At 60.8% G+C, this 23,416-nt stretch carries 18 protein-coding genes, 2 tRNA genes and 1 pseudogene; 14 read left to right on the plus strand and 7 right to left on the minus strand.

What is annotated here, in order from left to right; genetic code table 11:
* The first annotated feature begins 32 nt into the window (after nt 1–32).
* From ACSQ17_RS13540 to ACSQ17_RS13555, 4 genes and pseudogenes are all read left to right on the plus strand, one after another.
* Complete coding sequence (locus tag ACSQ17_RS13540; RefSeq protein ID WP_436069229.1) at nt 33–1,220, plus strand: ATP phosphoribosyltransferase regulatory subunit; 1,188 nt, start codon at nt 33–35, stop codon at nt 1,218–1,220.
* 64 nt (nt 1,221–1,284) lie between these two features.
* Complete coding sequence (locus tag ACSQ17_RS13545; RefSeq protein ID WP_233683557.1) at nt 1,285–2,580, plus strand: adenylosuccinate synthase; 1,296 nt, start codon at nt 1,285–1,287, stop codon at nt 2,578–2,580.
* A gap of 966 nt (nt 2,581–3,546) precedes the next feature.
* Nucleotides 3,547–3,807, plus strand: a pseudogene (locus ACSQ17_RS13550) (HAMP domain-containing protein); the annotation flags it as partial.
* On the plus strand, nt 3,781–4,665 hold the full coding sequence (locus ACSQ17_RS13555; protein WP_436070478.1) for a methyl-accepting chemotaxis protein: 885 nt from the start codon (nt 3,781–3,783) through the stop codon (nt 4,663–4,665). The pseudogene ACSQ17_RS13550 and the gene ACSQ17_RS13555, both read left to right, overlap by 27 nt.
* 99 nt (nt 4,666–4,764) lie before the next feature.
* Here the strand turns inward: ACSQ17_RS13555 and ACSQ17_RS13560 are convergent.
* Both ACSQ17_RS13560 and ACSQ17_RS13565 read right to left on the minus strand, forming a co-directional pair.
* Nucleotides 4,765–4,851, minus strand: a tRNA-Leu gene (locus ACSQ17_RS13560).
* 84 nt (nt 4,852–4,935) lie between these two features.
* Nucleotides 4,936–5,022: transfer RNA gene (locus ACSQ17_RS13565), tRNA-Leu, on the minus strand.
* A 202-nt stretch (nt 5,023–5,224) separates the two neighbouring features.
* On the opposite strand from ACSQ17_RS13565, the gene rnr reads away from it, so the two are divergent.
* The 8 genes from rnr (at nt 5,225) to alr (ending at nt 13,534) form a co-directional block, all read left to right on the plus strand.
* The gene (gene rnr, locus ACSQ17_RS13570; protein ID WP_436069230.1) at nt 5,225–7,771 is read left to right on the plus strand and encodes a ribonuclease R; all 2,547 of its coding nucleotides are present in this window, start codon (nt 5,225–5,227) and stop codon (nt 7,769–7,771) included.
* Nucleotides 7,768–8,520, plus strand: a complete 753-nt coding sequence (gene rlmB / locus ACSQ17_RS13575; RefSeq protein WP_436069231.1) for a 23S rRNA (guanosine(2251)-2'-O)-methyltransferase RlmB — start codon at nt 7,768–7,770, stop codon at nt 8,518–8,520. The genes rnr and rlmB overlap by 4 nt, the downstream gene beginning before the upstream one ends.
* Nucleotides 8,521–8,770: 250 nt before the next feature.
* Nucleotides 8,771–9,193, plus strand: a complete 423-nt coding sequence (gene rpsF / locus ACSQ17_RS13580; protein ID WP_108485748.1) for a 30S ribosomal protein S6 — start codon at nt 8,771–8,773, stop codon at nt 9,191–9,193.
* Between the two features lie 28 nt (nt 9,194–9,221).
* Nucleotides 9,222–9,452 (plus strand): 30S ribosomal protein S18, encoded by a 231-nt coding sequence (gene rpsR, locus ACSQ17_RS13585; protein ID WP_003246847.1) that lies wholly within the window; start codon nt 9,222–9,224, stop codon nt 9,450–9,452.
* A 33-nt stretch (nt 9,453–9,485) separates the two neighbouring features.
* On the plus strand, nt 9,486–10,373 hold the full coding sequence (locus ACSQ17_RS13590) for a hypothetical protein (protein ID WP_436069232.1): 888 nt from the start codon (nt 9,486–9,488) through the stop codon (nt 10,371–10,373).
* Nucleotides 10,374–10,394: 21 nt separating this feature from the next.
* The gene (gene rplI / locus ACSQ17_RS13595) at nt 10,395–10,841 is read left to right on the plus strand and encodes a 50S ribosomal protein L9 (RefSeq protein ID WP_090376762.1); all 447 of its coding nucleotides are present in this window, start codon (nt 10,395–10,397) and stop codon (nt 10,839–10,841) included.
* A gap of 119 nt (nt 10,842–10,960) precedes the next feature.
* Entirely contained in the window at nt 10,961–12,355 is a 1,395-nt protein-coding gene (gene dnaB, locus ACSQ17_RS13600; protein ID WP_436069233.1) for a replicative DNA helicase, read from the plus strand.
* A gap of 99 nt (nt 12,356–12,454) precedes the next feature.
* Nucleotides 12,455–13,534, plus strand: coding sequence for an alanine racemase (alr, locus tag ACSQ17_RS13605; RefSeq protein ID WP_436069234.1), 1,080 nt, complete (start codon nt 12,455–12,457; stop codon nt 13,532–13,534).
* A 1-nt stretch (nt 13,535) separates the two neighbouring features.
* Here alr and ACSQ17_RS13610 read toward each other — a convergent pair whose 3' ends face one another.
* Nucleotides 13,536–15,446: a diguanylate cyclase domain-containing protein gene (locus ACSQ17_RS13610; RefSeq protein WP_436070479.1), complete on the minus strand. Its 1,911-nt coding sequence runs from the start codon at nt 15,444–15,446 to the stop codon at nt 13,536–13,538.
* Nucleotides 15,447–15,648: 202 nt separating this feature from the next.
* Between ACSQ17_RS13610 and ACSQ17_RS13615 the strand changes: the two genes are divergently transcribed.
* Nucleotides 15,649–17,964, plus strand: a complete 2,316-nt coding sequence (locus ACSQ17_RS13615; RefSeq protein ID WP_436070480.1) for a YgiQ family radical SAM protein — start codon at nt 15,649–15,651, stop codon at nt 17,962–17,964.
* 208 nt (nt 17,965–18,172) lie between these two features.
* On the opposite strand, the gene ACSQ17_RS13620 is transcribed toward ACSQ17_RS13615, so the two are convergent.
* From ACSQ17_RS13620 to ACSQ17_RS13635, 4 genes are all read right to left on the minus strand, one after another.
* Complete coding sequence (locus ACSQ17_RS13620) at nt 18,173–19,438, minus strand: Hsp70 family protein (protein ID WP_436069235.1); 1,266 nt, start codon at nt 19,436–19,438, stop codon at nt 18,173–18,175.
* Nucleotides 19,439–19,587: 149 nt separating this feature from the next.
* Nucleotides 19,588–20,562 (minus strand): lysylphosphatidylglycerol synthase transmembrane domain-containing protein, encoded by a 975-nt coding sequence (locus ACSQ17_RS13625; RefSeq protein ID WP_436069236.1) that lies wholly within the window; start codon nt 20,560–20,562, stop codon nt 19,588–19,590.
* 327 nt (nt 20,563–20,889) lie between these two features.
* Nucleotides 20,890–21,327: a YqaA family protein gene (locus tag ACSQ17_RS13630; RefSeq protein ID WP_436069237.1), complete on the minus strand. Its 438-nt coding sequence runs from the start codon at nt 21,325–21,327 to the stop codon at nt 20,890–20,892.
* A gap of 42 nt (nt 21,328–21,369) precedes the next feature.
* Nucleotides 21,370–22,098, minus strand: coding sequence for a VC0807 family protein (locus ACSQ17_RS13635; RefSeq protein ID WP_436070481.1), 729 nt, complete (start codon nt 22,096–22,098; stop codon nt 21,370–21,372).
* Nucleotides 22,099–22,413: 315 nt separating this feature from the next.
* Here ACSQ17_RS13635 and ACSQ17_RS13640 point away from each other — a divergent pair, with 315 nt between their 5' ends.
* Nucleotides 22,414–23,355, plus strand: a complete 942-nt coding sequence (locus ACSQ17_RS13640; protein ID WP_436069238.1) for a substrate-binding domain-containing protein — start codon at nt 22,414–22,416, stop codon at nt 23,353–23,355.
* The last annotated feature ends 61 nt before the right edge of the window (nt 23,356–23,416 follow it).

A 23,416-nucleotide genomic window follows, 5' to 3' on the forward strand; every position in this document is an offset into this window, starting at 1 on the left:
TGTGCCGCCCGGTTCAAGAGGGGAATGGCGAAATGGCAACGGTAGACCGCTGGCTGCTGCCAGATGGCATCGAAGAAGTACTGCCACCATACGCAGGGCGTATTGAAGTGGCGCGCCGCCAAGTGCTGGATCTGTTCCAGCGCTGGGGCTATGAATTTGTTGTGACCCCGCATATCGAGTATCTGGAATCGCTGCTGACTGGCGCGGGCCAGGACCTGGATCTGCGTACCTTCAAGGTGACCGACCCGCTGTCCGGTCGGCAGATGGGCTTTCGCGCCGACATCACGCCACAAGTGGCGCGCATCGATGCGCACACCTTGCGCCGCGAAGGGCCGAGTCGTCTGTGCTACGCCGGCAGTGTGGTGCATGCTCAGCCGCGCGCACTGACCACTTCGCGCAGCCCTATTCAGCTGGGTGCCGAGTTGTATGGCGACGCCAGTCCAGCCAGTGATGTGGAAGTGATCAGTTTGCTGGTCAATACCCTTGAGTTGGCAGCAGTGCCAGATGTGCACATGGACCTGGGTCATGTCGGCATCTATCGCGGCTTGGCGCGCGCGGCGCAACTGTCGCGGGAAGTCGAACAGCAGCTGTTCGACGCCTTGCAGCGCAAGGCCATCGACGAAGTGGTTGAGTTGACCGAAGCGTTGCCGGATGAGCTGCGCAAGATGCTGCGTGCCTTGAGTGAGCTGTGCGGTGGTCGTGAAGTGCTGGACCTGGCGCAAGCCTGCCTGATCGAGGCGCCGGACGATGTGCATGCGGCGTTGGACGATCTGATGGCGATTGCCGATGCCCTGAGCCTGCGTTACCCCGAGCTGCCGCTGTATTTTGATCTCGGTGAGTTGCGTGGCTATCACTATCACACCGGTGTGGTGTTTGCGGCCTTCGTTCCGGGCGTGGGGTATGCCATTGCCCAAGGCGGTCGCTATGACGATATCGGCGCCGATTTCGGCCGGGCGCGCCCGGCCACGGGTTTCTCCACGGACCTGAAAACCCTGGTAAGCCTGGGGCAGATGCAGTTGGGTGAAGAGCCTGCCGGTATCTGGGCTCCGGATAACCATGATGTGTTCCTGTGGCAGGCGATTGCGCGTTTGCGCCTCGAGGGGCAGCGGGTGGTGCAGGCGTTGCCTGGGCAATCCGTCGCTGACGCCGAGGCAGCAGGTTGTGATCGCCAGTTGCTGTTGCGTGATGGCCGCTGGCTGTTGGCTGCACTGACAGCCTGAGCGGTTGAGCAAAAAGTTTCCGTCGGTACGAGCCGGCATCAAGTTTGCGAAGAGGGTTAGTGTTATGGGTAAGAATGTCGTAGTCCTGGGCACCCAGTGGGGCGATGAGGGCAAAGGCAAGATCGTCGACCTGCTGACCGAACAGGCTGCAGCTGTTGTGCGTTACCAGGGTGGTCACAACGCGGGCCACACTCTGGTGATCGACGGCGAGAAGACCGTTCTGCACCTGATTCCCTCCGGCATCCTGCGCGAAAACGTGCAGTGCCTGATCGGCAACGGCGTGGTGGTTGCGCCTGATGCCCTGATGCGCGAAATCATCAAGCTGGAAGAAAAAGGTGTGCCGGTGCGTGAGCGCCTGCGCATCAGCCCATCCTGCCCGCTGATTCTGTCGTACCACGTGGCCCTGGATCAGGCGCGTGAGAAAGCCCGCGGCGATGCCAAGATCGGCACCACCGGACGTGGTATCGGCCCGGCTTATGAAGACAAGGTGGCGCGTCGCGGCCTGCGTATTGGCGACCTGTTCCACCGCGAGCGTTTTGCCGCCAAGCTCGGCGAGCTGCTGGACTACCACAACTTCGTGCTGGTCAATTACTACAAAGAGCCGGCCATCGACTTCCAGAAAACTCTGGATGAGTGCATGGAGTATGCCGAGCTGCTCAAGCCGATGATGAGCGACGTGACTGCCGTGCTGCACGACATGCGTCGTGACGGTAAGGACATCATGTTTGAAGGCGCCCAGGGCTCGCTGCTGGACATCGACCATGGCACCTACCCCTATGTCACCAGCTCCAATACCACGGCGGGCGGTATCGCTACCGGTTCCGGTTTCGGTCCGATGTACCTGGATTACATCCTCGGTATCACCAAGGCGTACACCACGCGTGTGGGTTCCGGCCCATTCCCGACTGAGCTGTTCGATGAGACCGGTGCATTCCTCGCCAAGCGTGGTCATGAGTTTGGTTCGACCACCGGTCGCGCGCGTCGCTGCGGCTGGTTCGACGCGGTGATCCTGCGTCGCGCTATCGAGATCAACAGCATCTCCGGCCTGTGCCTGACCAAGCTGGACGTGCTCGACGGCCTGGAAACCATCCGTATCTGTACGGGCTACAAGGATGCCAACGGTCAGGTGCTGGTCGATGCGCCGACCGACGCTGACAGCTACCTGGGCTTGCAGCCGGTTTACGAGGAAATGCCGGGCTGGAGTGAGTCGACCCTGGGTGCCAAGACCCTGGACGAGCTGCCGGCTGCTGCTCGCGCCTACATCAAGCGTGTGGAAGAGCTGGTCGGTGCGCCGATCGACATTATCTCCACTGGCCCGGATCGCAACGAGACCATTGTGTTGCGCCATCCGTTTGCCTGATAGTCACAGGCATGTGCACAGGGGGTCGCCAATTGGCGGCCCTTTGTCGTTTCAGGCCTCGGTAAAGGCGTTGAGAGAAATATCCGGGCTAGCCTTTATAAATCTGTTCCCCCGCCGTTAAAGGCATTACCGCTGTTAGGAGTGTCTGCCGTGTTTGCCATTATTTCTGTGTTGCGCAGTCGCCTGTTGTTGCCGGTGTTTCTGGCATTGGGGGTGGCCCTTCTGGTTCAGGTGGTGGTCGCGGTGGCGCTGACTCGCACCACGGTGGCGACGCTCGAGGCCGATCTGGCCAAAGGTATGCAGAGTGATACGGCGCGCCTGGTGGATGAGTTGAGTCAGGCGGGGGCTGAGGTGCGCGGTGGGCTGGACAGCCTGTCTGCCAGTACCCAGGCGCAGCTCGCCAAGGGACTTTCCGAGCGCTTGGCGCAAGAGCAGGGTCAGATACGTGCGGTACTCGATAGCAACCTCAAGCATTCGGCTGATGAGTTGGCTCAGCTGTTGGCAGCCGTTGCGCCGAAGGCCATCTGGGACGCCGATGTGCCGGCGTTGACCGAACTGGCGCGGGGTGCACAACGCAATCCGGCGGTGTTGTTTGCCGTGTACTTCGACGCCCAAGGGCAGCGATTGACGCGCCACCTCAATCGTCAGGATGCGCGAGTGCGTGCGCTGATGGCCAAGGGCGAGGGCGACGGTGCATTGGACAAGGTGCTGCAGGCGGCGGTCAATGATCCGGGGGTGTACATCGCTGAGGCATCGATCAGTCCGATGGGGTCGGATATCGGCAAGGTCCGGTTGGGGATTTCAACTGCCGCCGTGGATGAGGAGCTGGCTGCGTTGGATAAGCGCTTTGCCGGGCTGATCGACAGCAGCGGTCAGCTGGTGTCCGAGAGCTTGAGTGGGGCCGCGAGTAGCAGTGCCGAGGCTCTGGCTGCGCGTCTTGGTGTGGCGCGGGATACTGCAAGTGGCATGGCGCAAAGCAGCCGCGAGGTGGTGCAGAAGGCTGCTGCCGGGCTGCGCTGGAATATCAGTGTCGGTTTGGTAGTAGTGGCGCTGCTGATTCTGCTGGTGCTGGCGCTGGTGCTTGGGCAGCGGGTGGTCAGCAAGCTGCATACTCTGATTGCTGTGCTGAACAATTGGGCGGCGGGCGAGGGTGATCTGACCAAGCGCGTCGAGCTCAATAGCCACGATGAGATTGGTGATATGGCGGCGGCGGTTAATCGTTTCGTGGCCAAGTTGCAGCCGATTGTGCGCGAGGCTGGCGAGGTGGCTTCGCTCACTGGGCAGGAGATCGGTAGCCTGACTTCGCGCAGTGCTGCGGCACAGGCAGCCGCCGAGCGCCAGCGTGATGAAGTGGCCGGCAGCCTGCAGGCGCTGGCGGAAATGGCGGGTGAAGCTCAGGCTGAAAGTCAGGCTATGCGCGAGGCTCAGCAGCGGGTGGGGGCGATCCGCCAAGCGGCGGACGAAAATGCGGCGATTGCCCTGCGCGTGGGTGGCTCGATCGAAGAGCTGGTGCAGCGTGTGGAAACCGGCGCAGCGGTGATTGAGCGGCTGGCCAAACAGAGTGAGCAGATCGAGGTGGTGCTGACGGTAATCCGCTCGATTGCTGAGCAGACCAACTTGCTGGCGTTGAATGCGGCCATCGAAGCGGCGCGAGCGGGCGAAAGTGGGCGCGGCTTTGCCGTGGTGGCCGATGAGGTGCGGGCGCTGGCGAGCAAGACGCAGCAGTCCACCGGTGATATCCAGACTCATATTGGCGCCCTGCAGCAAGGGGCGCGTGAGGCGGTTGATGCGATCAGTCAGGCCGGTAAGCAGGCTGATCAGGGGCTGGCTGCTCTGCGCGAAAGTGCGCGGGTGCAGCAATCGGTGCGTGCGGCAGTCGAGGAAGTGCATGGCGCAATCAATGCGGCGACCGAGGCGGCGGCTCATCAGGCCGAGGGTGCGGATGCGGTGCGTGGTCGGGTTGAGGTGATTCACGTCGAGGCGCAGCGTGCGGCCGAGGCTGTGGCTGCAACGGCTAACAGTGGGCGTGTGCTGGATGGCTTGGCGAAGAAGCTCAAAGCCAGCCTGGGCCAGTTCCGCGTATAGCGGCCTGCGGCTGGCGGAGCAGGCTGTTGTCCGCCAGCAATTGCCTGATCAAATCGTAGGCAATAAAAAACCGAGCACTTGGCTCGGTTTTTTGAAATTTGGTGCCCAGGAGAAGACTCGAACTTCCACGACCTTGCGATCACTGATACCTGAAACCAGCGCGTCTACCAATTCCGCCACCTGGGCACTGCAGCAATGTTCACCGTTACCGGTACGGAGCGTTGCATCCGTTTATTTGCGAAGTGATTTATCAGACCACTTCACGAAATTTGGTGCCCAGGAGAAGACTCGAACTTCCACGACCTTGCGGTCACTGATACCTGAAACCAGCGCGTCTACCAATTCCGCCACCTGGGCACTGAAATCGATGATTGCTCATCTTTTCCGTGTTACAACGTCTGCTCGACGCTGTGGGCGCGAACTATACGGTCGCCCTTTTACCTTGTAAAGCCCTGATGGCGAAAAATTATTGTCGCGTAATGCTGACCCAGAGGGCTTTTTCGCGCTTCAATAGGCACATGGCAAACCGACTCTATATAGAACAGGCGAACACTCTCTAATGGCCGATTGGCAATCCCTCGATCCTGAGGCCGCTCGTGAAGCGGAAAAATACGAAAACCCCATTCCAAGTCGTGAGCTGATCCTTCAGCACCTGGACGAGCGCGGCTCACCTGCGGCGCGTGAAGAGCTGGCTGAAGAGTTCGGCCTGGTCAGCGATGAGCAGCTGGAAGCGCTGCGCCGCCGTCTGCGCGCCATGGAGCGTGACGGCCAGTTGATCTACACCCGGCGCGGCACTTATGCCCCGGTCGACAAACTTGACCTGATTCTCGGTCGCGTCAGCGGCCACCGTGATGGCTTCGGCTTTCTGGTGCCGGATGATGGCAGTGATGACCTGTTCCTCAGTCCGGCGCAAATGCGCCTGGTGTTCGATGGCGACCGTGCGTTGGCGCGGGTTTCCGGTCTGGATCGACGTGGTCGGCGTGAGGGTGCAATTGTTGAAGTGATTGCGCGGGCCCATGAAAGCATCGTCGGGCGTTACTACGAAGAGCATGGTGTGGGTTTTGTTGTCGCCGACAACCCCAAGATCCAGCAGGAAGTGCTGGTTACGCCAGGGCGTAATGCCGGTGCTAAACAGGGTCAGTTCGTTGAGGTGAAGATCACCCATTGGCCGACTCCGCGTTTCCAACCGCAGGGTGATGTGCTGGAGGTCGTCGGTAACTACATGGCGCCGGGCATGGAAATCGATGTTGCCCTGCGCAGCTACGATATTCCGCATGTCTGGCCTGAGGCCGTGATCAAGGAAGCGCGCAAACTCAAGCCGGAAGTGGAAGAGAAGGACAAGGAAAAGCGCATTGATCTGCGCCACCTGCCGTTCGTCACCATCGACGGTGAAGACGCCCGCGACTTCGATGACGCGGTGTATTGCGAGAAGAATGGCAGTAACTGGCGGCTGTTCTCCGGCGGCTGGAAGCTCTACGTCGCCATCGCTGACGTATCGCATTACGTGAAGATCGATTCGGCGCTGGACGCCGAAGCCCAGGTGCGCGGCAACTCGGTGTATTTCCCGGAGCGGGTCATCCCGATGCTGCCGGAAGAGCTGTCCAACGGCCTGTGCTCGTTGAACCCGCATGTCGACCGTCTGGCCATGGTTTGCGAGATCAGCATCTCGAAAACCGGCAAGATGACCGACTATCAGTTCTATGAGGCGGTGATCCACTCCCATGCGCGGCTGACTTACAACAAGGTCAGCGCCATGCTTGAGCAGCCGAAAAGCAGCGAAGGCAAGGCCCTGCGTGGTGAGTATAAGGAGGTGCTGCCACACCTCAAGCAGCTGTATTCGCTGTATCAGGTGTTGTTGGCTGCGCGCCATGAACGCGGTGCCATCGACTTCGAGACTCAGGAAACCCGCATCATCTTCGGTTCCGGGCGCAAGATCGCCGAGATTCGCCCGACTCAGCGCAACGATGCGCACAAGCTGATCGAGGAGTGCATGCTGGCGGCAAACGTCGCCACTGCTGCGTTTATGCAGAAGCATGAAATTCCGGCGCTGTATCGCGTGCACGATGGCCCGCCGCCGGAGCGCGTGGAAAAACTCAAGGCATTCCTCACCGAGCTGGGTTTGTCGCTGCATCGTGGCAAGTCCAAGGACGGTCCGACACCGAAGGACTACCAGTTGCTGCTGGAAAGCATTCGTGAGCGTCCGGATTACCACCTGATTCAGACCGTGATGCTGCGCTCGCTCAGTCAGGCGGTATACAGCGCTGATAATCAGGGCCACTTCGGCCTGAATTACGACGCCTATGCGCACTTCACCTCGCCGATTCGTCGCTACCCGGATCTGCTGATTCACCGGGCGATCCGCAGTGTGATCCGTTCCAAACTCGATACTCCGCATGTCAAGCGCGCCGGCGCGGCGATCATGCCGCGGGCACGGATCTATCCGTATGACGATGCGATTCTCGAGCAGTTGGGCGAGCAGTGCTCGATGTCCGAGCGCCGCGCTGATGAGGCAACCCGTGATGTGGTGAACTGGCTCAAGTGCGAGTTCATGAAGGATCGTGTCGGCGAGACCTTCCCGGGCGTGATCACCGCCGTGACGGGGTTTGGCCTGTTTGTCGAACTGCAGGATATTTATGTCGAGGGGCTGGTGCACGTCACCGCCTTGCCGGGTGACTACTACCATTTCGACCCGGTGCATCATCGCCTGGCGGGCGAGCGCAGTGGTCGCAGTTTCCGTCTGGGTGACAGTGTTGAAGTCAAGGTTATGCGTGTCGACCTTGACGAGCGCAAGATCGACTTCGAACTGGCCGAAGGCAAAACGGCTATGCCGGCAGGTCAGCGCCGTGGTGGTTTCGAGTCGGCTGCAGGCAAAACCGGTCGCCGCAGCGAGCGCGCAACGCCGGGTAATACCGATGTGGAAAAGAGCCGGGCATTGAAGAAGTCCTTGCTCAGCGAGTCGAAAGGCAAGCCGGCCAAAGGTGCTGCCGCAAGCAAAGGTGACAGCGCTCGCCCGGCCGCCAAGGGTAAGCCGAGTAGCCATCGCAAGGGTGCTGCTGGTGGTGCGCCGAGCAGCGGCGGGCCGCGCAAGCGTAAGGCGAAGTCATGAGCCAGTTGGAAAAAATCTACGGTGTGCATGCTGTAGAAGCGCTGCTGCGCCACCATCCAAAGCGGGTCAAGCAGATCTGGCTGGCGGAAGGGCGTAATGACCCACGGGTGCAAACACTGCTGGCGCTGGCCGCGGATGCGCGGGTGGCTGTCGGTCAGTGTGAGCGTCGCGAGATGGATGCTTGGGTCGAAGGCGTGCACCAGGGTGTGGTGGCTGATGTCAGTCCCAGTCAGGTGTGGGGCGAGGCCATGCTGGACGAACTGCTTGACCGCACTGAGGGAGCGCCGCTGCTGCTGGTGCTCGACGGTGTGACCGATCCGCATAACCTTGGCGCTTGCCTGCGCACGGCCGATGCCGCCGGTGCACTGGCCGTGATTGTGCCCAAGGACAAATCCGCCACCTTGAACGCCACTGTGCGTAAGGTGGCCTGCGGTGCTGCGGAGGTGATTCCGTTGGTGGCGGTGACTAACCTGGCGCGTAGTCTGGAAAAGCTCCAGCAGCGCGGCCTGTGGGTAGTCGGTACGGCCGGCGAGGCTGAGCAGGAGCTCTACGAACATGATCTGACCGGGCCAACCGTGCTGGTTATGGGCGCTGAGGGCAAAGGCATGCGCCGCCTGACCCGCGAGCACTGTGATTACCTGGTCAAGCTGCCGATGGCGGGCAGTGTCAGCAGCCTCAATGTGTCGGTGGCTACTGGCGTCTGTCTGTTTGAAGCGCTGCGTCAACGCAAGGCGGGCAGCAAGCCTTAGTGTCTTTCGGGCGCCCTGCGGCGCCCGCGTTCCTGCTGCGATGCGTGGTTTTCCCCTGTTTGGGCTAGTTTCTCGCTGTTCAAATAATCACCAGTTTACCTTGCGCCTGGTGGGGGGCTTCTCTAGAATGTCGCCCCTTGCCGCGACGGCAGGTGCTTTTGCGCCTTTTTGTTGTGGCAAGACAAACAAGTGAACTTCACTCCTTGCCTGACCGCGTTTGGCGGCAGGCTACAACCCGTAAGGAGCATTTATGCGTCATTACGAAATCATCTTTCTGGTTCACCCGGACCAGAGCGAGCAAGTCGGCGGCATGGTTGAGCGTTACACCAAGCTGATCGAAGAAGATGGCGGCAAAATTCACCGCCTGGAAGATTGGGGCCGTCGTCAGCTGGCTTACGCCATCAACAACGTCCACAAAGCTCACTACGTCATGCTGAACGTAGAGTGCACCGGCAAAGCCCTGGCTGAGCTGGAAGACAACTTCCGTTACAACGATGCCGTGATCCGTAACCTGGTCATCCGTCGCGACGAAGCCGTTACCGAACAGTCCGAAATGCTGAAAGCTGAGGAAAATCGTAGCGAGCGCCGCGAGCGTCGTGATCGTTCTGAAAGCGCTGACTCTGCCGATGGCGATGACAGCGACAACAGCGACAGCGATAACGCTGACGAGTAATCCACGGATCTATTGAGGAGCCACTCTCATGGCACGTTTCTTCCGTCGTCGTAAGTTCTGCCGTTTCACTGCTGAAGACGTGAAAGAGATCGATTTCAAAGATCTCAACACCCTGAAAGCCTACATCTCGGAAACCGGCAAAATCGTTCCAAGCCGTATCACCGGTACCAAGGCTCGTTATCAGCGTCAGCTGGCTACCGCTATCAAGCGCGCCCGCTTCCTGGCCCTGCTGCCTTACACCGACAGCCACGGCCGCTGAGATCAGGCTTAGACGGGATAAGAGATAGATCGCATGCGTGCCATAGCTGAATTCGTGATGCGCGGCCGTATGCAGGCCATCCTTGTGGTGGTGGGTTCGGCCATTGTGCCGTTGTTGTTCTGGTTGGGCGCTGCTGCAGGTGGTTTGGTGCTACTGCGCAGAGGCTTGAGTGATGCGCTCGGCATTATGGTCTGGGCAGTGTTGCCAGCAGCTTATATCTGCTACCTCGGTGAGCCGAGTGTACTGATGGTAATGCTGGGCACGCTGGCGCTGGCGCAGGTTCTACGCAGCAGTGCGTCGTGGGTCCGAGTTCTCATGGCATGTGTGCCGGTCGGCGTAGTGTTTGCACTGGTGGTAGGCGTAGCTTTCGTTGAAAACCTTGAGGCAATGGCCGAGATGTTTCGACAGGCTCTGACCGAACTGCCGGCGCAATCCGCCGGTGGCCCCAGCAGTGAGCAACTCCAGAGCATGCAACAGGCATCGCTGGTACCGCTTCTGGGCGGCTTCATGACGTTCTCGTTGTTGATGATGAGCGTCCTTAGCCTGGCTCTGGCGCGTTACTGGCAGGCGTCGTTATACAACCCTGGCGGTTTTGGTGAAGAGTTTCGCCAGATTCGTCTACCGGTGCCGCTGGCGCTTGCGTTGATCGCAGGTGTGTTTCTGGCGCCGTCGTTGCTCGGGGATGCAGGATGGGCGTTTACGCTGGTCTGCATGCTGCCACTGATGCTGGCAGGTTTGGCGTTGGGGCACGGCCTGATTGCGATGAAGCAGCTATCGAGCTTTTGGTCGATAGGGTTGTATGTGATGTTACTGGTGGCCGGAAACCTGATCTGTTTGTTAGCCGTTGTTGACAGTCTGTTTGATTTCCGTGGGCGCCTCTCTCGTAAGAGCGGTGCTGGCCCTGCGGACGGTGAAGGTTAAAAGTTAAGAGGTTATTACCAAATGGAACTGATCCTGCTGGAAAAAATCGCCAACCTGGGCAACCTGGGCGATAAAGTGAATGTTAAGGCCGGTTACGGTCGTAACTTCCTGCTGCCGCAAGGCAAAGCCACTGCCGCTACTCCTGCAAACGTTGCTGCGTTTGAAGCGCGTCGCGCCGAGCTGGAAAAACTGGCTGCCGAGAAGAAAGCTTACGCTGAATCCCGCGCTGCTCAGTTGGCTGAACTGGAAGTCACCATCACCGCTACCGCGGGCGATGAAGGCAAACTGTTCGGCTCCATCGGTACTCACGACATCGCTGAAGCCCTGACCGCCTCTGGCGTTGAAGTGGCCAAAGCTGAAGTGCGTCTGCCGAACGGCACCATTCGCCAACTCGGCGAATACGACGTCGCCGTGCACCTGCACAGCGACGTTGAAGCAACCGTCAAGGTTGTCGTCGTAGCAGCCTAATCAGCTCGCGACTAAGTGGGCTTGCACTCAGGTGCCGGGCCGCTAACAATCAGGCACGACATTACGTAAGTGATGTCGTGCCTTTTGTTTTCTGAACACAGAATTTTGCCCAGAGCCCTATGAACGACATCAGCCTGCCCGAACAGTACGACCTGCAAACCTCCGCCCTGAAGGTGCCGCCGCACTCGATCGAGGCCGAGCAAGCTGTACTCGGTGGCCTGATGCTCGACAACAATGCCTGGGAGCGCGTGCTGGATCAGGTCTCCGATGGCGACTTCTATCGACATGACCACCGGTTGATCTTTCGCGCCGTGCACAAGCTGGCCGAGCGCAATCACCCCTTTGACGTGGTGACCCTGTCCGAGCAACTGGACAAGGAGGGTCAGCTGTCGCAAGTCGGCGGCTTGGCCTACCTCGGCGAGCTGGCCAAGAACACCCCGTCGGTGGCCAACATCAAGGCCTATGCGCAGATCATTCGCGAGCGCGCCACCCTGCGCAAACTGATCGGTATCAGCAACGATATCGCTGACAGCGCCTATGCCCCGGAAGGTCGTACCGGCGAAGAAATCCTCGATGAGGCCGAACGGCTGATCTTCCAGATTGCCGAAGCGCGGCCGAAGACCGGCGGGCCTGTGGGGATCAACGACATCCTGGTCAAAGCCATTGACCGTATCGATGAGCTGTTCAATAACGGCGATGCGATCACCGGCCTGTCTACCGGCTTTTCCGATCTGGACGATCTGACCAGCGGCCTGCAGCCGGCTGACCTGATCATCGTTGCCGGCCGTCCGTCGATGGGTAAGACCACGTTCGCCATGAACCTGGTGGAAAACGCGCTGATGCGCAGCGACAAGTCGATTCTGGTGTACTCCCTGGAAATGCCTTCGGAGTCCATCGTGATTCGTATGCTGGCCTCCCTGGGGCGCATCGATCAGACCAAGGTGCGGGCCGGTCGCCTGGATGACGACGATTGGCCGCGACTGACTTCGGCGGTCAACCTGCTCAATGACCGCAAGCTGTTTATCGACGACACCGCCGGCATTTCACCGTCGGAGATGCGTGCGCGCTCCCGGCGTCTGGCGCGTGAGCACGGCGAGATCGGTCTGATCATGGTCGACTACCTGCAACTGATGCAGATTCCCGGTTCCAGCGGTGACAGCCGGGTCAACGAGATCTCGGAAATCTCGCGCTCGCTCAAGGCTCTGGCCAAAGAGTTCAACTGCCCGGTGATCGCCCTGTCGCAGCTTAACCGTGGCCTGGAGCAGCGCCCGAACAAGCGCCCGATCAACTCCGACCTGCGTGAATCCGGTGCGATCGAGCAGGACGCCGACATCATCCTGTTCGTCTACCGTGACGAGGTGTATCACCCGGAAACCGAATACAAAGGCGTGGCCGAAATCATTATCGGCAAGCAGCGTAACGGTCCGCTGGGTACGGCGCGTCTGGCCTTCCTTGGCAAGTATTCACGCTTTGAGAACCTGGCGCCGGGCAGTTACCAGTTCGACGACGAGTAACTGGCTCGGGGCAACAGGCCGTGTTGCCGCGCCAGATCAATAAAAACGGGCGACCAGTGGTTAAACTGGTCGCCCGTTTGGCTTTAAGGACTTTGCCCCATGCGCCCGCTTGTTGCCACTGTCGATTTATCCGCAATTGCCCATAACTATGCGCTGGCCAAACGCTGTGCGCCGGGGCGGCAGGCGTTTGCAGTGGTCAAGGCGAATGCCTATGGGCATGGCGTGCGCGAGGTGGTGACGGCTTTGCACGATGTCGCCGACGGCTTTGCCGTGGCCAGCCTGGAGGAGGCCGCCGAGGTGCGCGCGCTGCATGGCGAGGCACGGATTCTGTTGCTTGAAGGCTGCTTCGAGGCAGACGAGTACGCGTTCGCCGCGCAGTTAGGCCTGGATGTGGTGCTGCACAGTGATCAGCAGGCGCAGCAGCTGCTCGCTGCGAATCTGGCGCGGCCGCTGAACCTGTGGCTGAAACTGGACAGCGGCATGCATCGCCTGGGCTTCAGCGCTGCTGCCGTGCGTGACTGGCATGGCCGGCTGCAGAGGGCGGAACAGGTCGCTGAGCTAAATCTGCTGAGTCACTTTGCTTGCGCCGATGAGCGCGGCAGCGAGACCACCGAGTTGCAGCTGGAGCAGTTTCTCGACCTGCTGGATCTGGACTTCGCGCAGCGCTCGCTGGCCAACTCGGCGGCCATTCTGACCATCCCTGCGGCACATATGGACTGGTTGCGGCCCGGCATCATGCTGTATGGCGCGACGCCCTTTGCCGACCTGAGCGCGGCACAGCTGGGCCTGCGTGCGGCGATGAGCCTGACCGCGCAACTGATTGCCTGTCGTGAGATTGCCGCCGGCGAAACAGTGGGTTATAGCAACACCTGGCGCGCCGAGCGGGCGTCGCGCATTGGCACGGTGAGCTGTGGCTATGCCGACGGTTATCCGCGTCACGCCCCGACGGGAACACCCGTGGTGATTCTGGGGCAGCGGGTGCCGGTGGTGGGGCGGGTGTCGATGGACATGCTGATGGTCGACCTGACTGACTTGCCGCAAGCCGTGCAAGGTGACGCCGTGGAGCTGTGGGGCGCGCAACTGCCGGTGGATGAGGTGGCGCAGGCGGCGGGCACCATCGGTTACGAACTGCTCAGCAAGGTCACGGCGCGGGTGCCACGCCGTTACCGGCGCGGCTGAGTCAGAGCAGGCCGCTGGGGACGTTGAGCACATCCAGGTGCAAGCGCGCTTCGCTGCTCAGTTCGCCATCTTCACCACAGACTGCCCAGCCAGAGCGGCCACGGCTCTTGACCTTGTAGAGCATCTCGTCGGCGGCCTTGTAGAGCGTGGTGAAATTGCTGGCGTGGCGGGGGTACAGCGCCACGCCAATGCTGATGGTGACCGTCAGGCGTTCAGCACCGTAGATCACCGGTTTGGCCAGTTCGGCCAGCAGGCGGCGGGCAATTTCGCGGGCATGCTGCTCGGCATCCTCGCCACCAATCAGTACGGCAAACTCATCACCGCCCAGGCGTGCTACCGCGTCACCGGCACGCACATGTTCGCGCAGGCGCTGGGCGATGTTTTGCAGCATCAGGTCGCCGGCATCGTGGCCATACCTGTCGTTGATCGGTTTGAAGTGATCGAGGTCGATTAGCAGCAAGGCCGTGGCTTCACTGTGCCGGCGAGCGTTGGCCAGTGCTGCCTCGCAGCGCTCGACCAGAAAACGGCGATTCGGCAGTTCGGTCAGCGGATCATGGAAGGCGGCGTGTTGCAGTTCACGTTCGCGCTGCAGCAGGCGCTCGTTGGTGGCGGCGAGTTCTGCTGTGCGTTGCTCTACCGAGTGCTTGAGTTCGGCAGCGTTGGCTTGGGCCTGAGCCAGACGTGCGGTTTTCTCGCGGTCGACCTGCTGCAGGGCTTCGGCTTTCTCTTGCTTGAGCATCTGAATGCGGTAAGCCAGAGCGAACGAGAACAGAATGGTTTCTGCCGCTACAGAAATCGGGAACAGGTAAGCGGTGAAATTGCTGGGTTCGATCAGCCCCGCGGCTCGCATGACCAGCACGACGGTGCTGGCGAGAACCGCCCCGTAACCCAGCAGGTAAAAGCGTGAAGGGATAAAGCCCTGATAGCAGCGCACTCCGGCGCTGAACAGTGCGGTCGGGACAGTGACAATCGGGGTCAAGGCGATCATCAGTGCGCCTTCAGCACGGTAGCCGAAGGCATTGATCACAATGGCGATGACATAAAGGATGCAGCCTGCATTCAGCAGCCGGTGCGGCCAGATCAAGCCGCGTTTGGTGTAAAGCAACTCCTGGGTGAAGCGCATGACAAATATGCCCCACAGGGAGGGCAGGGTGATGCGATCCAGCCAGAAGGGCACGGGGTTATCCGGCCAGAGATATTGGGCACCGTGGCCAGTCATGCTGAGGATAAAGATCAGCACACAGGCGGTTGCCATCACATACCAGAAATAGGCACGGTCGCGCAGGGCGACGAGGATGAACAGGTTGTACAGCAGCAGGGCGAGAATTACCCCGTAGATCAAACCAAAGCCGATGTTTTCGTTGCCTGCCTGTTGTGCAAGGTCCGGTAGTTGCCAGATTTTCAGTGGGAAAGAATTACCGGCGGGGTCGAAGCTGCGAAAGTACAGCGTCAGCGGTTGTTCGCCAATTTCTGGCAGTTTGAACACCATGCGGCGATAAGCGTAGTCGCGACCGTCCAGGTAGGGCACGGCTTCACCCGTTTCACGCTGGCTCCAGCCGCCTTGACCGTCAGGCAGGTAGAGTTGCAGGTTGAAAATGGTGATGCCGGCGTTTTCCAGCCACCACTGGCTGGGGGCGTCGGCTGTGCGCTGCAGGGTAACTTTGATCCACCAGGGGTTGCGGCTCTGGCCAACGGTGGCGCGGCCTGCTGCCGGCTGGAAGCGGCTCTGCACGGCCGGATCGGCCATGTCACGAATGGTCAGTTGGGCGCCGACATCTTCCAGCAGTTCAATCTGTTCATTCAATGAACTGCCGCTGCTCTGCGGGGTGAGCACGATAGCGGCCTGGGCCAGACCATTGGCCAGTGCCAGGCTCAGCGTGAACAAGATCGAGAAGACTAAGCGTTGCACCAGATGTGCTCCCTGTCTCGGCTATTGGCGGCCGATGTTATGCGCTGGAGTATAGCCGTAAGCCACTACTGTGAAGCTACCGTGCGCAGATGGTTTTTTGCGTGTTAATCCGAGCGTCTGAGTCGGGTTTGGTTAAATTTTGTGCTATATTCCGCGCCCGCGATTTTCCATCCCTGTTCGCCAACGCCGGTTACTTTTCATGCCCATGCAAGCCGCCAAGCCGTTATTCGATTATCCAAAGTACTGGGCCGAGTGTTTCGGGCCGGCGCCTTTCCTGCCGATGAGCCGGGAAGAGATGGATCAGCTCGGCTGGGACAGCTGCGACATCATCATCGTGACCGGTGATGCCTACGTCGACCATCCGTCGTTCGGTATGGCGATTATCGGGCGGCTGCTGGAGTCGCAAGGCTTTCGCGTCGGCATCATCGCCCAGCCCAACTGGCAGTCGAAAGACGATTTTATGAAGCTCGGCGAGCCCAATCTGTTCTTCGGCGTCGCGGCCGGCAACATGGACTCGATGATCAACCGTTACACCGCCGACAAGAAAATCCGCTCGGACGACGCTTATACCCCCGGCGGCCTGGCCGGCAAGCGCCCGGATCGCGCCAGCCTGGTGTACAGCCAGCGCTGCAAGGAAGCCTACAAGCATGTGCCGATCGTGCTGGGCGGTATCGAGGCCTCGCTGCGCCGTATTGCGCATTACGATTACTGGCAGGATCGCGTGCGCAACTCGGTCCTGATCGACGCAAGCGCCGATATCCTGCTGTACGGCAACGCCGAGCGGGCGATTGTCGAAGTGGCCCAGCGTCTGTCCTACGGCCACAATATCGAAGACATCACCGACGTGCGCGGCACCGCGTTTATCCGCCGCGATACGCCGCAAGGTTGGTATGAGGTGGACTCCACCCGTATCGACCGTCCGGGCAAGATCGACAAGATCATCAACCCGTACGTGAACACCCAGGACACTGCGGCCTGCGCCATCGAGCAGGAGAAGGGGCCGCAGGAAGACCCGAACGAGCCTAAGGTCGTGCAGATCCTCGCCAGCCCGCGGATGACCCGCGACAAGACGGTGATTCGTCTGCCCTCGATGGAGAAGGTGCGTAACGACCCGGTGCTCTACGCCCACGCCAACCGCGTGCTGCACCTGGAAACCAACCCGGGCAACGCCCGCGCGCTGGTGCAGAAACATGGCGAAGTGGACGTGTGGTTCAACCCACCACCCATCCCGATGACCACCGAAGAAATGGACTACGTGTTCGGCATGCCCTATCAGCGCGTGCCGCATCCTGCTTATGGCAAGGAGAAGATCCCGGCCTATGAGATGATTCGCTTCTCGGTGAACATCATGCGCGGCTGCTTCGGTGGCTGCACCTTCTGCTCGATCACCGAGCACGAAGGCCGGATCATCCAGAACCGCTCGGAAGAATCGATCATCCGCGAGATCGAAGAGATCCGCGACAAGGTGCCGGGCTTTACCGGGGTGATTTCCGACCTCGGCGGGCCGACCGCCAACATGTACCGTATCGCCTGCAAGAGTCCGGAAATCGAGTCCGCTTGCCGCAAGCCGAGCTGCGTGTTCCCGGGTATCTGCCCGAATCTGAATACCGATCACTCCAGCCTGATTCAGCTGTACCGCAGCGCCCGCGCGCTGCCAGGAGTGAAGAAGATTCTGATTGCCTCGGGCCTTCGTTATGACCTGGCCGTCGAGTCGCCGGAGTACGTCAAGGAGCTGGTCACCCACCACGTCGGTGGCTACCTGAAAATCGCCCCGGAGCACACCGAGGAAGGCCCGCTGAATCAGATGATGAAGCCGGGCATTGGCAGCTATGACAAGTTCAAGCGCATGTTCGAGAAGTACTCCAAAGAGGCGGGCAAGGAGCAGTACCTGATCCCGTACTTTATCGCCGCGCACCCGGGCACCACCGACGAAGACATGATGAACCTGGCCCTGTGGCTCAAGGGCAATGGCTTCCGCGCTGACCAGGTGCAGGCGTTCTACCCGTCGCCGATGGCCACTGCCACGGCCATGTATCATTCGGGCAAGAACCCGTTGCGCAAGGTCAGCTACAAGAGCGACGGCGTGACCATCGTCAAGAGTGAGGAGCAGCGCCGCCTGCACAAGGCCTTCCTGCGTTATCACGACCCGAAGGGTTGGCCGATGCTGCGTGAAGCGCTGCTGCGCATGGGCCGTGGCGATCTGATCGGGCCGGGCAAGAACCAGCTGATCCCGCTGCACCAGCCGGCGACCGACAGCTACCAGAGCGCGCGCCGCAAGAACTCGACGCCTGCCGGTAGCCATAAAGTGGCTAAGGACACCACCAAGAGCAAGCCGATGCTGACCCAGCATACTGGCCTGCCACCGCGTGATACCGGCGCGGCCGGCGGTAACCCCTGGGACAAGCGCGAGCAGGCCAAGGCAGCTGCACAGGCGCGCAACCAGCAGGCGGCCAAGGAGCGTTCAGACGCAGCGAAAGGCAAGGGCAAGAAGCCGCCGAAGAAGCCGGTCGTGCCGCGCTGATTCTGCAGCCATAAAAAACGCCAGCGCTAAGCTGGCGTTTTTTATGGTGGCGTTTGCAGTTTTGTCGCGGCTAAAGCCCCTCCCACAGAGCCCGAAGCGTTTGTGGGAGGGGCTTTAGCCGCGAGTTCGTAGGATGGGTTAGCCGCGTAGCGGCGTAACCCATCGATCAGTCTGATGGGTATCGCTTCGCTCAACCCATCCTACGGTTTTAGCCGTAACGCTTCTTCGCCTCGATGGCCAGGCCGCTGCCGATGCTGCCGAACGTGTTGCCTTCGACATGGCGGGCGTTGGGCAGCATTGCCGCGACGCTCTGGCGCAGCGCGGGAATGCCGCTGGAGCCGCCGGTAAAGAACACCGTATCGACCTGCGCCACACCCACGCCGGCATCGCCGAGCAGCTTGCTGACGCTGGCGCGTACGCGCTCCAGCAGCGGCTCGATGGCGCCTTCAAACAGCTCGCGAGTCAGCTCGGCGACCAGGCCGTCTTCCAGGCGGCTGAGGTCGATGTGCCGGGCATCCTGCTCGGTGAGGGCAATCTTGCTGTCTTCCACCTGCATGGCCAGCCAGTGGCCGTCGCGGCGTTCGATCAGCTGGAACAGGCGGTCGATGCCGGTGGGGTCGACGATGTCGTAGCGCATGCTCTGCAGCTGGCGCTGCGACTGCGCCGAGTACACCGCGTTGATGGTGTGCCAGGTGGCGAGGTTCAGGTGGGTGCTGGTGGGCATCGGCGCGTCGCTCTTCATCCGGCTGCCGTAGCCGAACAGCGGCATCACGCCGGCTAGCGACAGCTGCTTGTCGAAATCGGTACCGCCGATATGCACGCCGCCGGTGGCCAGGATGTCGCTGTGCCGGTCAGCCACTGTGCGCCGCTCCGGGGCCAGGCGCACCAGGGAGAAGTCCGACGTACCGCCGCCAATATCGACGATCAGCACCAGCTCTTCGCGCTCGATGCCCGACTCGTAGTCGAAGGCTGCGGCAATCGGCTCGTACTGGAACGACACATCCTTGAAACCAAGCTTGTGCGCCACCGCCACCAGGGTGTTCTGCGCCTCCAGGTCGGCCACCGGATCATCGTCGACAAAGAACACCGGGCGGCCCAGCACCACTTGTTCGAATGGGCGCTCGGCCACGGCTTCGGCCCGACTTTTCAGCTCGCCGATAAAGAACCCGAGCAGGTCCTTGAATGGCAGGGCGCTGCCCAGCACGGTGGTTTCGCTTTTCAGCAGCTTGGAGCCCAGCAGGCTTTTCAGCGAGCGCATCAGGCGGCCTTCGTAGCCTTCCAGGTATTCCTGCAGGGCCAGGCGGCCATAGACCGGGCGGCGCTCTTCGAGGTTGAAGAACACCACCGAGGGCAAGGTGATCTTGCCGTCTTCCAGTGGGATCAGGGTTTCGGCGTCGGGGCGCAGCCAGCCGACGGTGGAGTTGGAGGTGCCGAAGTCGATGCCAATGGCACGGGCGGGGGTGGACACGGTCATGGTGCAGGCAGCCAGAAAAATTACCGGGAGAGGTTCTTGTTGCCGTATCACGACGGCCCGGAGGGTGACGGCCTGGAATGGGCGGCCGCCAAAAACGGCCGCGTATTCTATGTCAGAGCGGCGGCTTGTGCCGCTCTTTCAGATGAGGATCAGGAGGGTAGATCGATGTCGTCGCGTTTGTGCCTCCACTGCGACCATTCGAAACCCAGTACTACCAGCAGCGACAGGGCAAATGGCAGCAGCAGGTAGAAGCCGCGGAATACGATCAGTGCCGCGAGTACATCGGGCGCGGGTACTTCCGGCAGGGCGGCGATAAAGGTGACTTCCAATACGCCGAGGCCGCCTGGTGCGTGTGACAGCAGCGCCAGGGAGAAGGACGCGAGGAATACGCCGAGCACCACCAGGTAGCCCGGGTGGTTATCGGCCGGCAGGGCAAAGTAGATGATCGCCGCTGCGCACAACAGCTCCAGCGGGCCCGCCAGCAACTGACGACCGACGATGGGCAGGCGTGGGTATTCGACCCGCAGTTTGCCCAGGGTCCAGGGTTTGAACTGACGCCAGGAACCAAGCACGTAGAGCCCGACAATGCTCAGCAATAGCGTTCCGAGGGCCATGGAAATCAGCGGTGAGACGCTGACCACCCGGTGAATCAGATCGGGTTGGGCGATCAGCACGCAACCACTGGCGAAGATCGTGCCGAGGACGAAGGTGAAGGAGCAGAACACGATCAGGATGCCGATTTCCTGAGGCGTCAGACCCTTGGTGCGGTAAGCGCGGTAGCGCACCACGGCGCCGGAAAATACCGAGGCTCCGATATTGTGGGCCAGTGCATAGGTGGTGAAAGAGCACAGGGTGATGAACCGCCAGGAAATCTTTCGGCCCAGGTGGGCGACGGCGATGCGGTCGTACCAGGCCAGCGCCCAATAAGCACCGAGCGTGGCTCCGGCAGCCAGCATCCAGTTGGTATGGGATATCGCGCGTAGGCTGTCGGCGATTTCGTCGAGAGAGATAGTGCGCAATTCGCGGTAGAGCAGAAAGCAGGACAGCACTACAGCGCCAAGACCAATCAGCGACCAGATCAGGTCGCCGCGTTTCAGTTTGGGTTTGGCTTGAACAACAGACACTGCAACTCCTCACTCGATAGGCCCATGAGGCGGTGAAATGGGCCGTACGCCCCTAACGGGCATCTTTAAAAACTACCTGCGTTGTCATCGCTGAGCCTGTTTCTGCCTAGCGCTGACGGCCTCGCCTACGTTTTTAGAGGTGCCCTATCGAGGCTACTGTTCATCGGCTTTGTGGGCCGGTTATGCGGAGGGCGGACGTGTCATGCCCGCGCGGCGCGCTGCGCAGTATCACGGACGCGCGGCCGATGCTCAACCGCTATACGCATTTGCCGCGTTACCGAGTATGTCCTCGCAGAGGGTGTGGGTACCTGCGAACGGCTCGGTTGATCAGATCCAGGCCAGGGTGATAGCGGCCAGTACGGCATAGCGTCCGGCCTTGGCCAAGGTGACGATCAACAGAAAACGCCACAGGGGCTCGCGCATCACGCCGGCCACCAAGGTTAACGGGTCGCCGATCACTGGCATCCAGCTTAGCAGCAGTGACCAACGGCCATAACGTGCATACCAGGCCTGGGCCTGTTGCAGGCGAGCTTCGCTGACTGGAAACCAACGGCGTTGGCGATAGTGTTCGAGGGAGCGGCCAAGCAGCCAGTTGACCCAGGAGCCCAGTACGTTGCCGAAGGTGGCCACGGCAAGCAGCACCCAGGTGGTGTGGGCGCCGCCTAGCAGTAGTACGACCAGCACCGCCTCCGACTGCAATGGCAGCAGCGTGGCGGCAACCAAGGCGGAGAAAAACAGCGCCGGGTAAGCGCTCAGGCTCAGCATGGCGAAGACACGCGGCCAGACAGGCTGGTTTTCAACGGCCTGTCAGGACTGTTTTTCCTGCTCGACGTTGGCCATCACGTCTTCCAGCTTGAGGCCGGTCAGGCCGTGGATGGTGCGCCACAGGTAGTAGAAGATGGCCATCAGCATGATCATCGACGGGATGGCGATCATCGGGTAGCTGAGCAGGTTCATCTGCCCCAGTTCGGCGTTGAAGGCTTCGCTGCCAGCCGGGCTGATGACGATCCACTTGGCCAGCACGTAGTTCATCGCCGAGGAAAAGAAGAAGGTGCCGCTCAGCCAGTAGGTGGCTTTGAGCAGGCGGGCCTCGAACTGCTCGGTGTTGCCGGCCTGTTCCAGGCGCTCATGAATCTTGTCGACATTGAGCACGGCTTTATTGAACAGCATGGTGCGAATCAGCGGGAAGCGCGTACGGGTCGAGACCAGCACAGCGATGCCGATCAGACCGGGGATCGCGGCTTCCTTGATCGCCAGCCACTGGTTGTCCAGCTTGAGCAGGCCGATGCCGCCCGTCAGCAATACGCTGACCAGGCCGAGCAGGGCGATGAAGTTGAATTTGCGGTACTTGATCAGCTCGAAGCTGCCCCAGCCCAGCGGGAAGGCCAGTGCCAGGATCAGCGCGCCGTCAGCCCCGAGATTACTCTCGCTGCTGAGTTTCATCAGGATCAGGGACGGGATCAGGATGCTGACCAGCAAATCGATCAGAGGACGGGGTTTATGGGTTGCCTGGGTGCTCTGCGTGGTATCGGTCATGTCATTCAAGGTGCGGGAAAGAGTGCTGATCATCGCCTGCCTGAGGGCTTGCTACCAGCCCAGCTGTCGCCTTGAGTGTGAAAAAGTGTGAGGTGTCGGTGTGCGCCACGGTTTTCTGGCGGATGGCCGGCAACTCGGCGTCCGGCGTGGCTAATCGACTGATGCTAAAGTGATACTAGGGCCTGTTCCTGTTCCGATGCGGTAGCGAACGCAACGGGAAATAGGCCCGCATAACTCTACGGTGGCACCTGCGTGCTGTTCGGTATGGCGCATGCAGGTTGTGCATGGTGTCGCCAGGTTTTGGGAGTGATGGTGATGTACGGCCGATGGCAAGCGAAATATGTACTGCTGTTCGTTGTCTTGACCAGCTGGATCACTCAGGCGCTGGCAAAGGATTGCATCGGTGTAGTGGCAGTGGGTGCTACGCCCTTCTGGGTACAGGTAGAGGCCGGGGCGCGACAGGCTGCCACTGAGCGCGGCCTGGATATGCATTTTCGCGGGCCGAGCCAGGAGGGTCGCGCGGAGACCCAGTTGCAGATGATCAACTGGGTGCTGGCGCGCGGATGCAAGGCCTTGGTCATCGCCCCGGGAGGGCCGGAGATCGCCCCGCGAGTGCAGCAGTTGGCAGTCAGCGGTATCAATACCGTGTACGTCGATCGTGACCTGCCCGGCAGCGCAGTGCGCGGCGTGGTTGCCACCGATAACTTCCGCGCCGGTGTGCAAGCGGGGGATGCCATGGCGGCAGCCCTGGGCGGGCAGGGGCAGGTCGCATTGTTGCGCTTACAAACCGGGGTGCCGTCGACCAGCGCGCGCGCGCGCGGCTTTCGCCAAGCTGCCGAGCAGGGTGGTTTGAGTATTCTGGTGGATACCTATATCGGCGATGACAGCCAGGCCGCCGTGGCGGCGTTGCGCGATCATTTGCCGCAACTGGCGGGCGTGTTCACGCCCAACAGTACCAGCACGCGAGCGGCCCTTGCCGCGTTGCGGCGGCTCGGCAAGGCGGGTGAGTTGGTGCATATCGGTTTCGATGGCGACCAACTGCTGCTTGATGCGTTGCGCGAGGGCGAGGTCCACAGCCTGATGATTCAGCAGGCGCATGCCATAGGTTATCAAGCTGTCCAGCTGGCCGTGCAGAGCCTGCGTGGCGAGCTATCGGCGCAGCCTGTGAATATCGCGTTGCCAGTGCAGCAGGTAAACCGCGAAAACCTGGCGCAGTGGCTGCAAGCTCGGAAGGTGGAGCTGACGGCCAACCCATAGCCTCGCGCGGATTTGCCGCAGAGCTATGCTGGTTGCTGATTCAATGGCTGTTTATCATGCG

Source organism: Pseudomonas sp. LjRoot71 (assembly GCF_964253255.1).
Lineage (GTDB): Bacteria > Pseudomonadota > Gammaproteobacteria > Pseudomonadales > Pseudomonadaceae > Aquipseudomonas.

What these genes read in the sequence shown, in the direction of transcription:
- ACSQ17_RS13540 (WP_436069229.1), top strand. Translation starts at nt 33, where the DNA reads ATGGCAACGGTAGACCGCTGGCTGCTGCCAGATGGCATCGAAGAAGTA.
- ACSQ17_RS13545 (WP_233683557.1), top strand. Translation starts at nt 1,285, where the DNA reads ATGGGTAAGAATGTCGTAGTCCTGGGCACCCAGTGGGGCGATGAGGGC.
- ACSQ17_RS13620 (WP_436069235.1), bottom strand. Translation starts at nt 19,438, where the DNA reads ATGACCGTGTCCACCCCCGCCCGTGCCATTGGCATCGACTTCGGCACC.
- ACSQ17_RS13640 (WP_436069238.1), top strand. Translation starts at nt 22,414, where the DNA reads ATGTACGGCCGATGGCAAGCGAAATATGTACTGCTGTTCGTTGTCTTG.
- alr (WP_436069234.1), top strand. Translation starts at nt 12,455, where the DNA reads ATGCGCCCGCTTGTTGCCACTGTCGATTTATCCGCAATTGCCCATAAC.
- ACSQ17_RS13635 (WP_436070481.1), bottom strand. Translation starts at nt 22,098, where the DNA reads ATGACCGATACCACGCAGAGCACCCAGGCAACCCATAAACCCCGTCCT.
- ACSQ17_RS13555 (WP_436070478.1), top strand. Translation starts at nt 3,781, where the DNA reads ATGGCGGCGGCGGTTAATCGTTTCGTGGCCAAGTTGCAGCCGATTGTG.
- ACSQ17_RS13590 (WP_436069232.1), top strand. Translation starts at nt 9,486, where the DNA reads ATGCGTGCCATAGCTGAATTCGTGATGCGCGGCCGTATGCAGGCCATC.
- ACSQ17_RS13615 (WP_436070480.1), top strand. Translation starts at nt 15,649, where the DNA reads ATGCAAGCCGCCAAGCCGTTATTCGATTATCCAAAGTACTGGGCCGAG.
- dnaB (WP_436069233.1), top strand. Translation starts at nt 10,961, where the DNA reads ATGAACGACATCAGCCTGCCCGAACAGTACGACCTGCAAACCTCCGCC.
- ACSQ17_RS13630 (WP_436069237.1), bottom strand. Translation starts at nt 21,327, where the DNA reads ATGCTGAGCCTGAGCGCTTACCCGGCGCTGTTTTTCTCCGCCTTGGTT.
- rpsF (WP_108485748.1), top strand. Translation starts at nt 8,771, where the DNA reads ATGCGTCATTACGAAATCATCTTTCTGGTTCACCCGGACCAGAGCGAG.
- rlmB (WP_436069231.1), top strand. Translation starts at nt 7,768, where the DNA reads ATGAGCCAGTTGGAAAAAATCTACGGTGTGCATGCTGTAGAAGCGCTG.
- rnr (WP_436069230.1), top strand. Translation starts at nt 5,225, where the DNA reads ATGGCCGATTGGCAATCCCTCGATCCTGAGGCCGCTCGTGAAGCGGAA.
- rplI (WP_090376762.1), top strand. Translation starts at nt 10,395, where the DNA reads ATGGAACTGATCCTGCTGGAAAAAATCGCCAACCTGGGCAACCTGGGC.
- rpsR (WP_003246847.1), top strand. Translation starts at nt 9,222, where the DNA reads ATGGCACGTTTCTTCCGTCGTCGTAAGTTCTGCCGTTTCACTGCTGAA.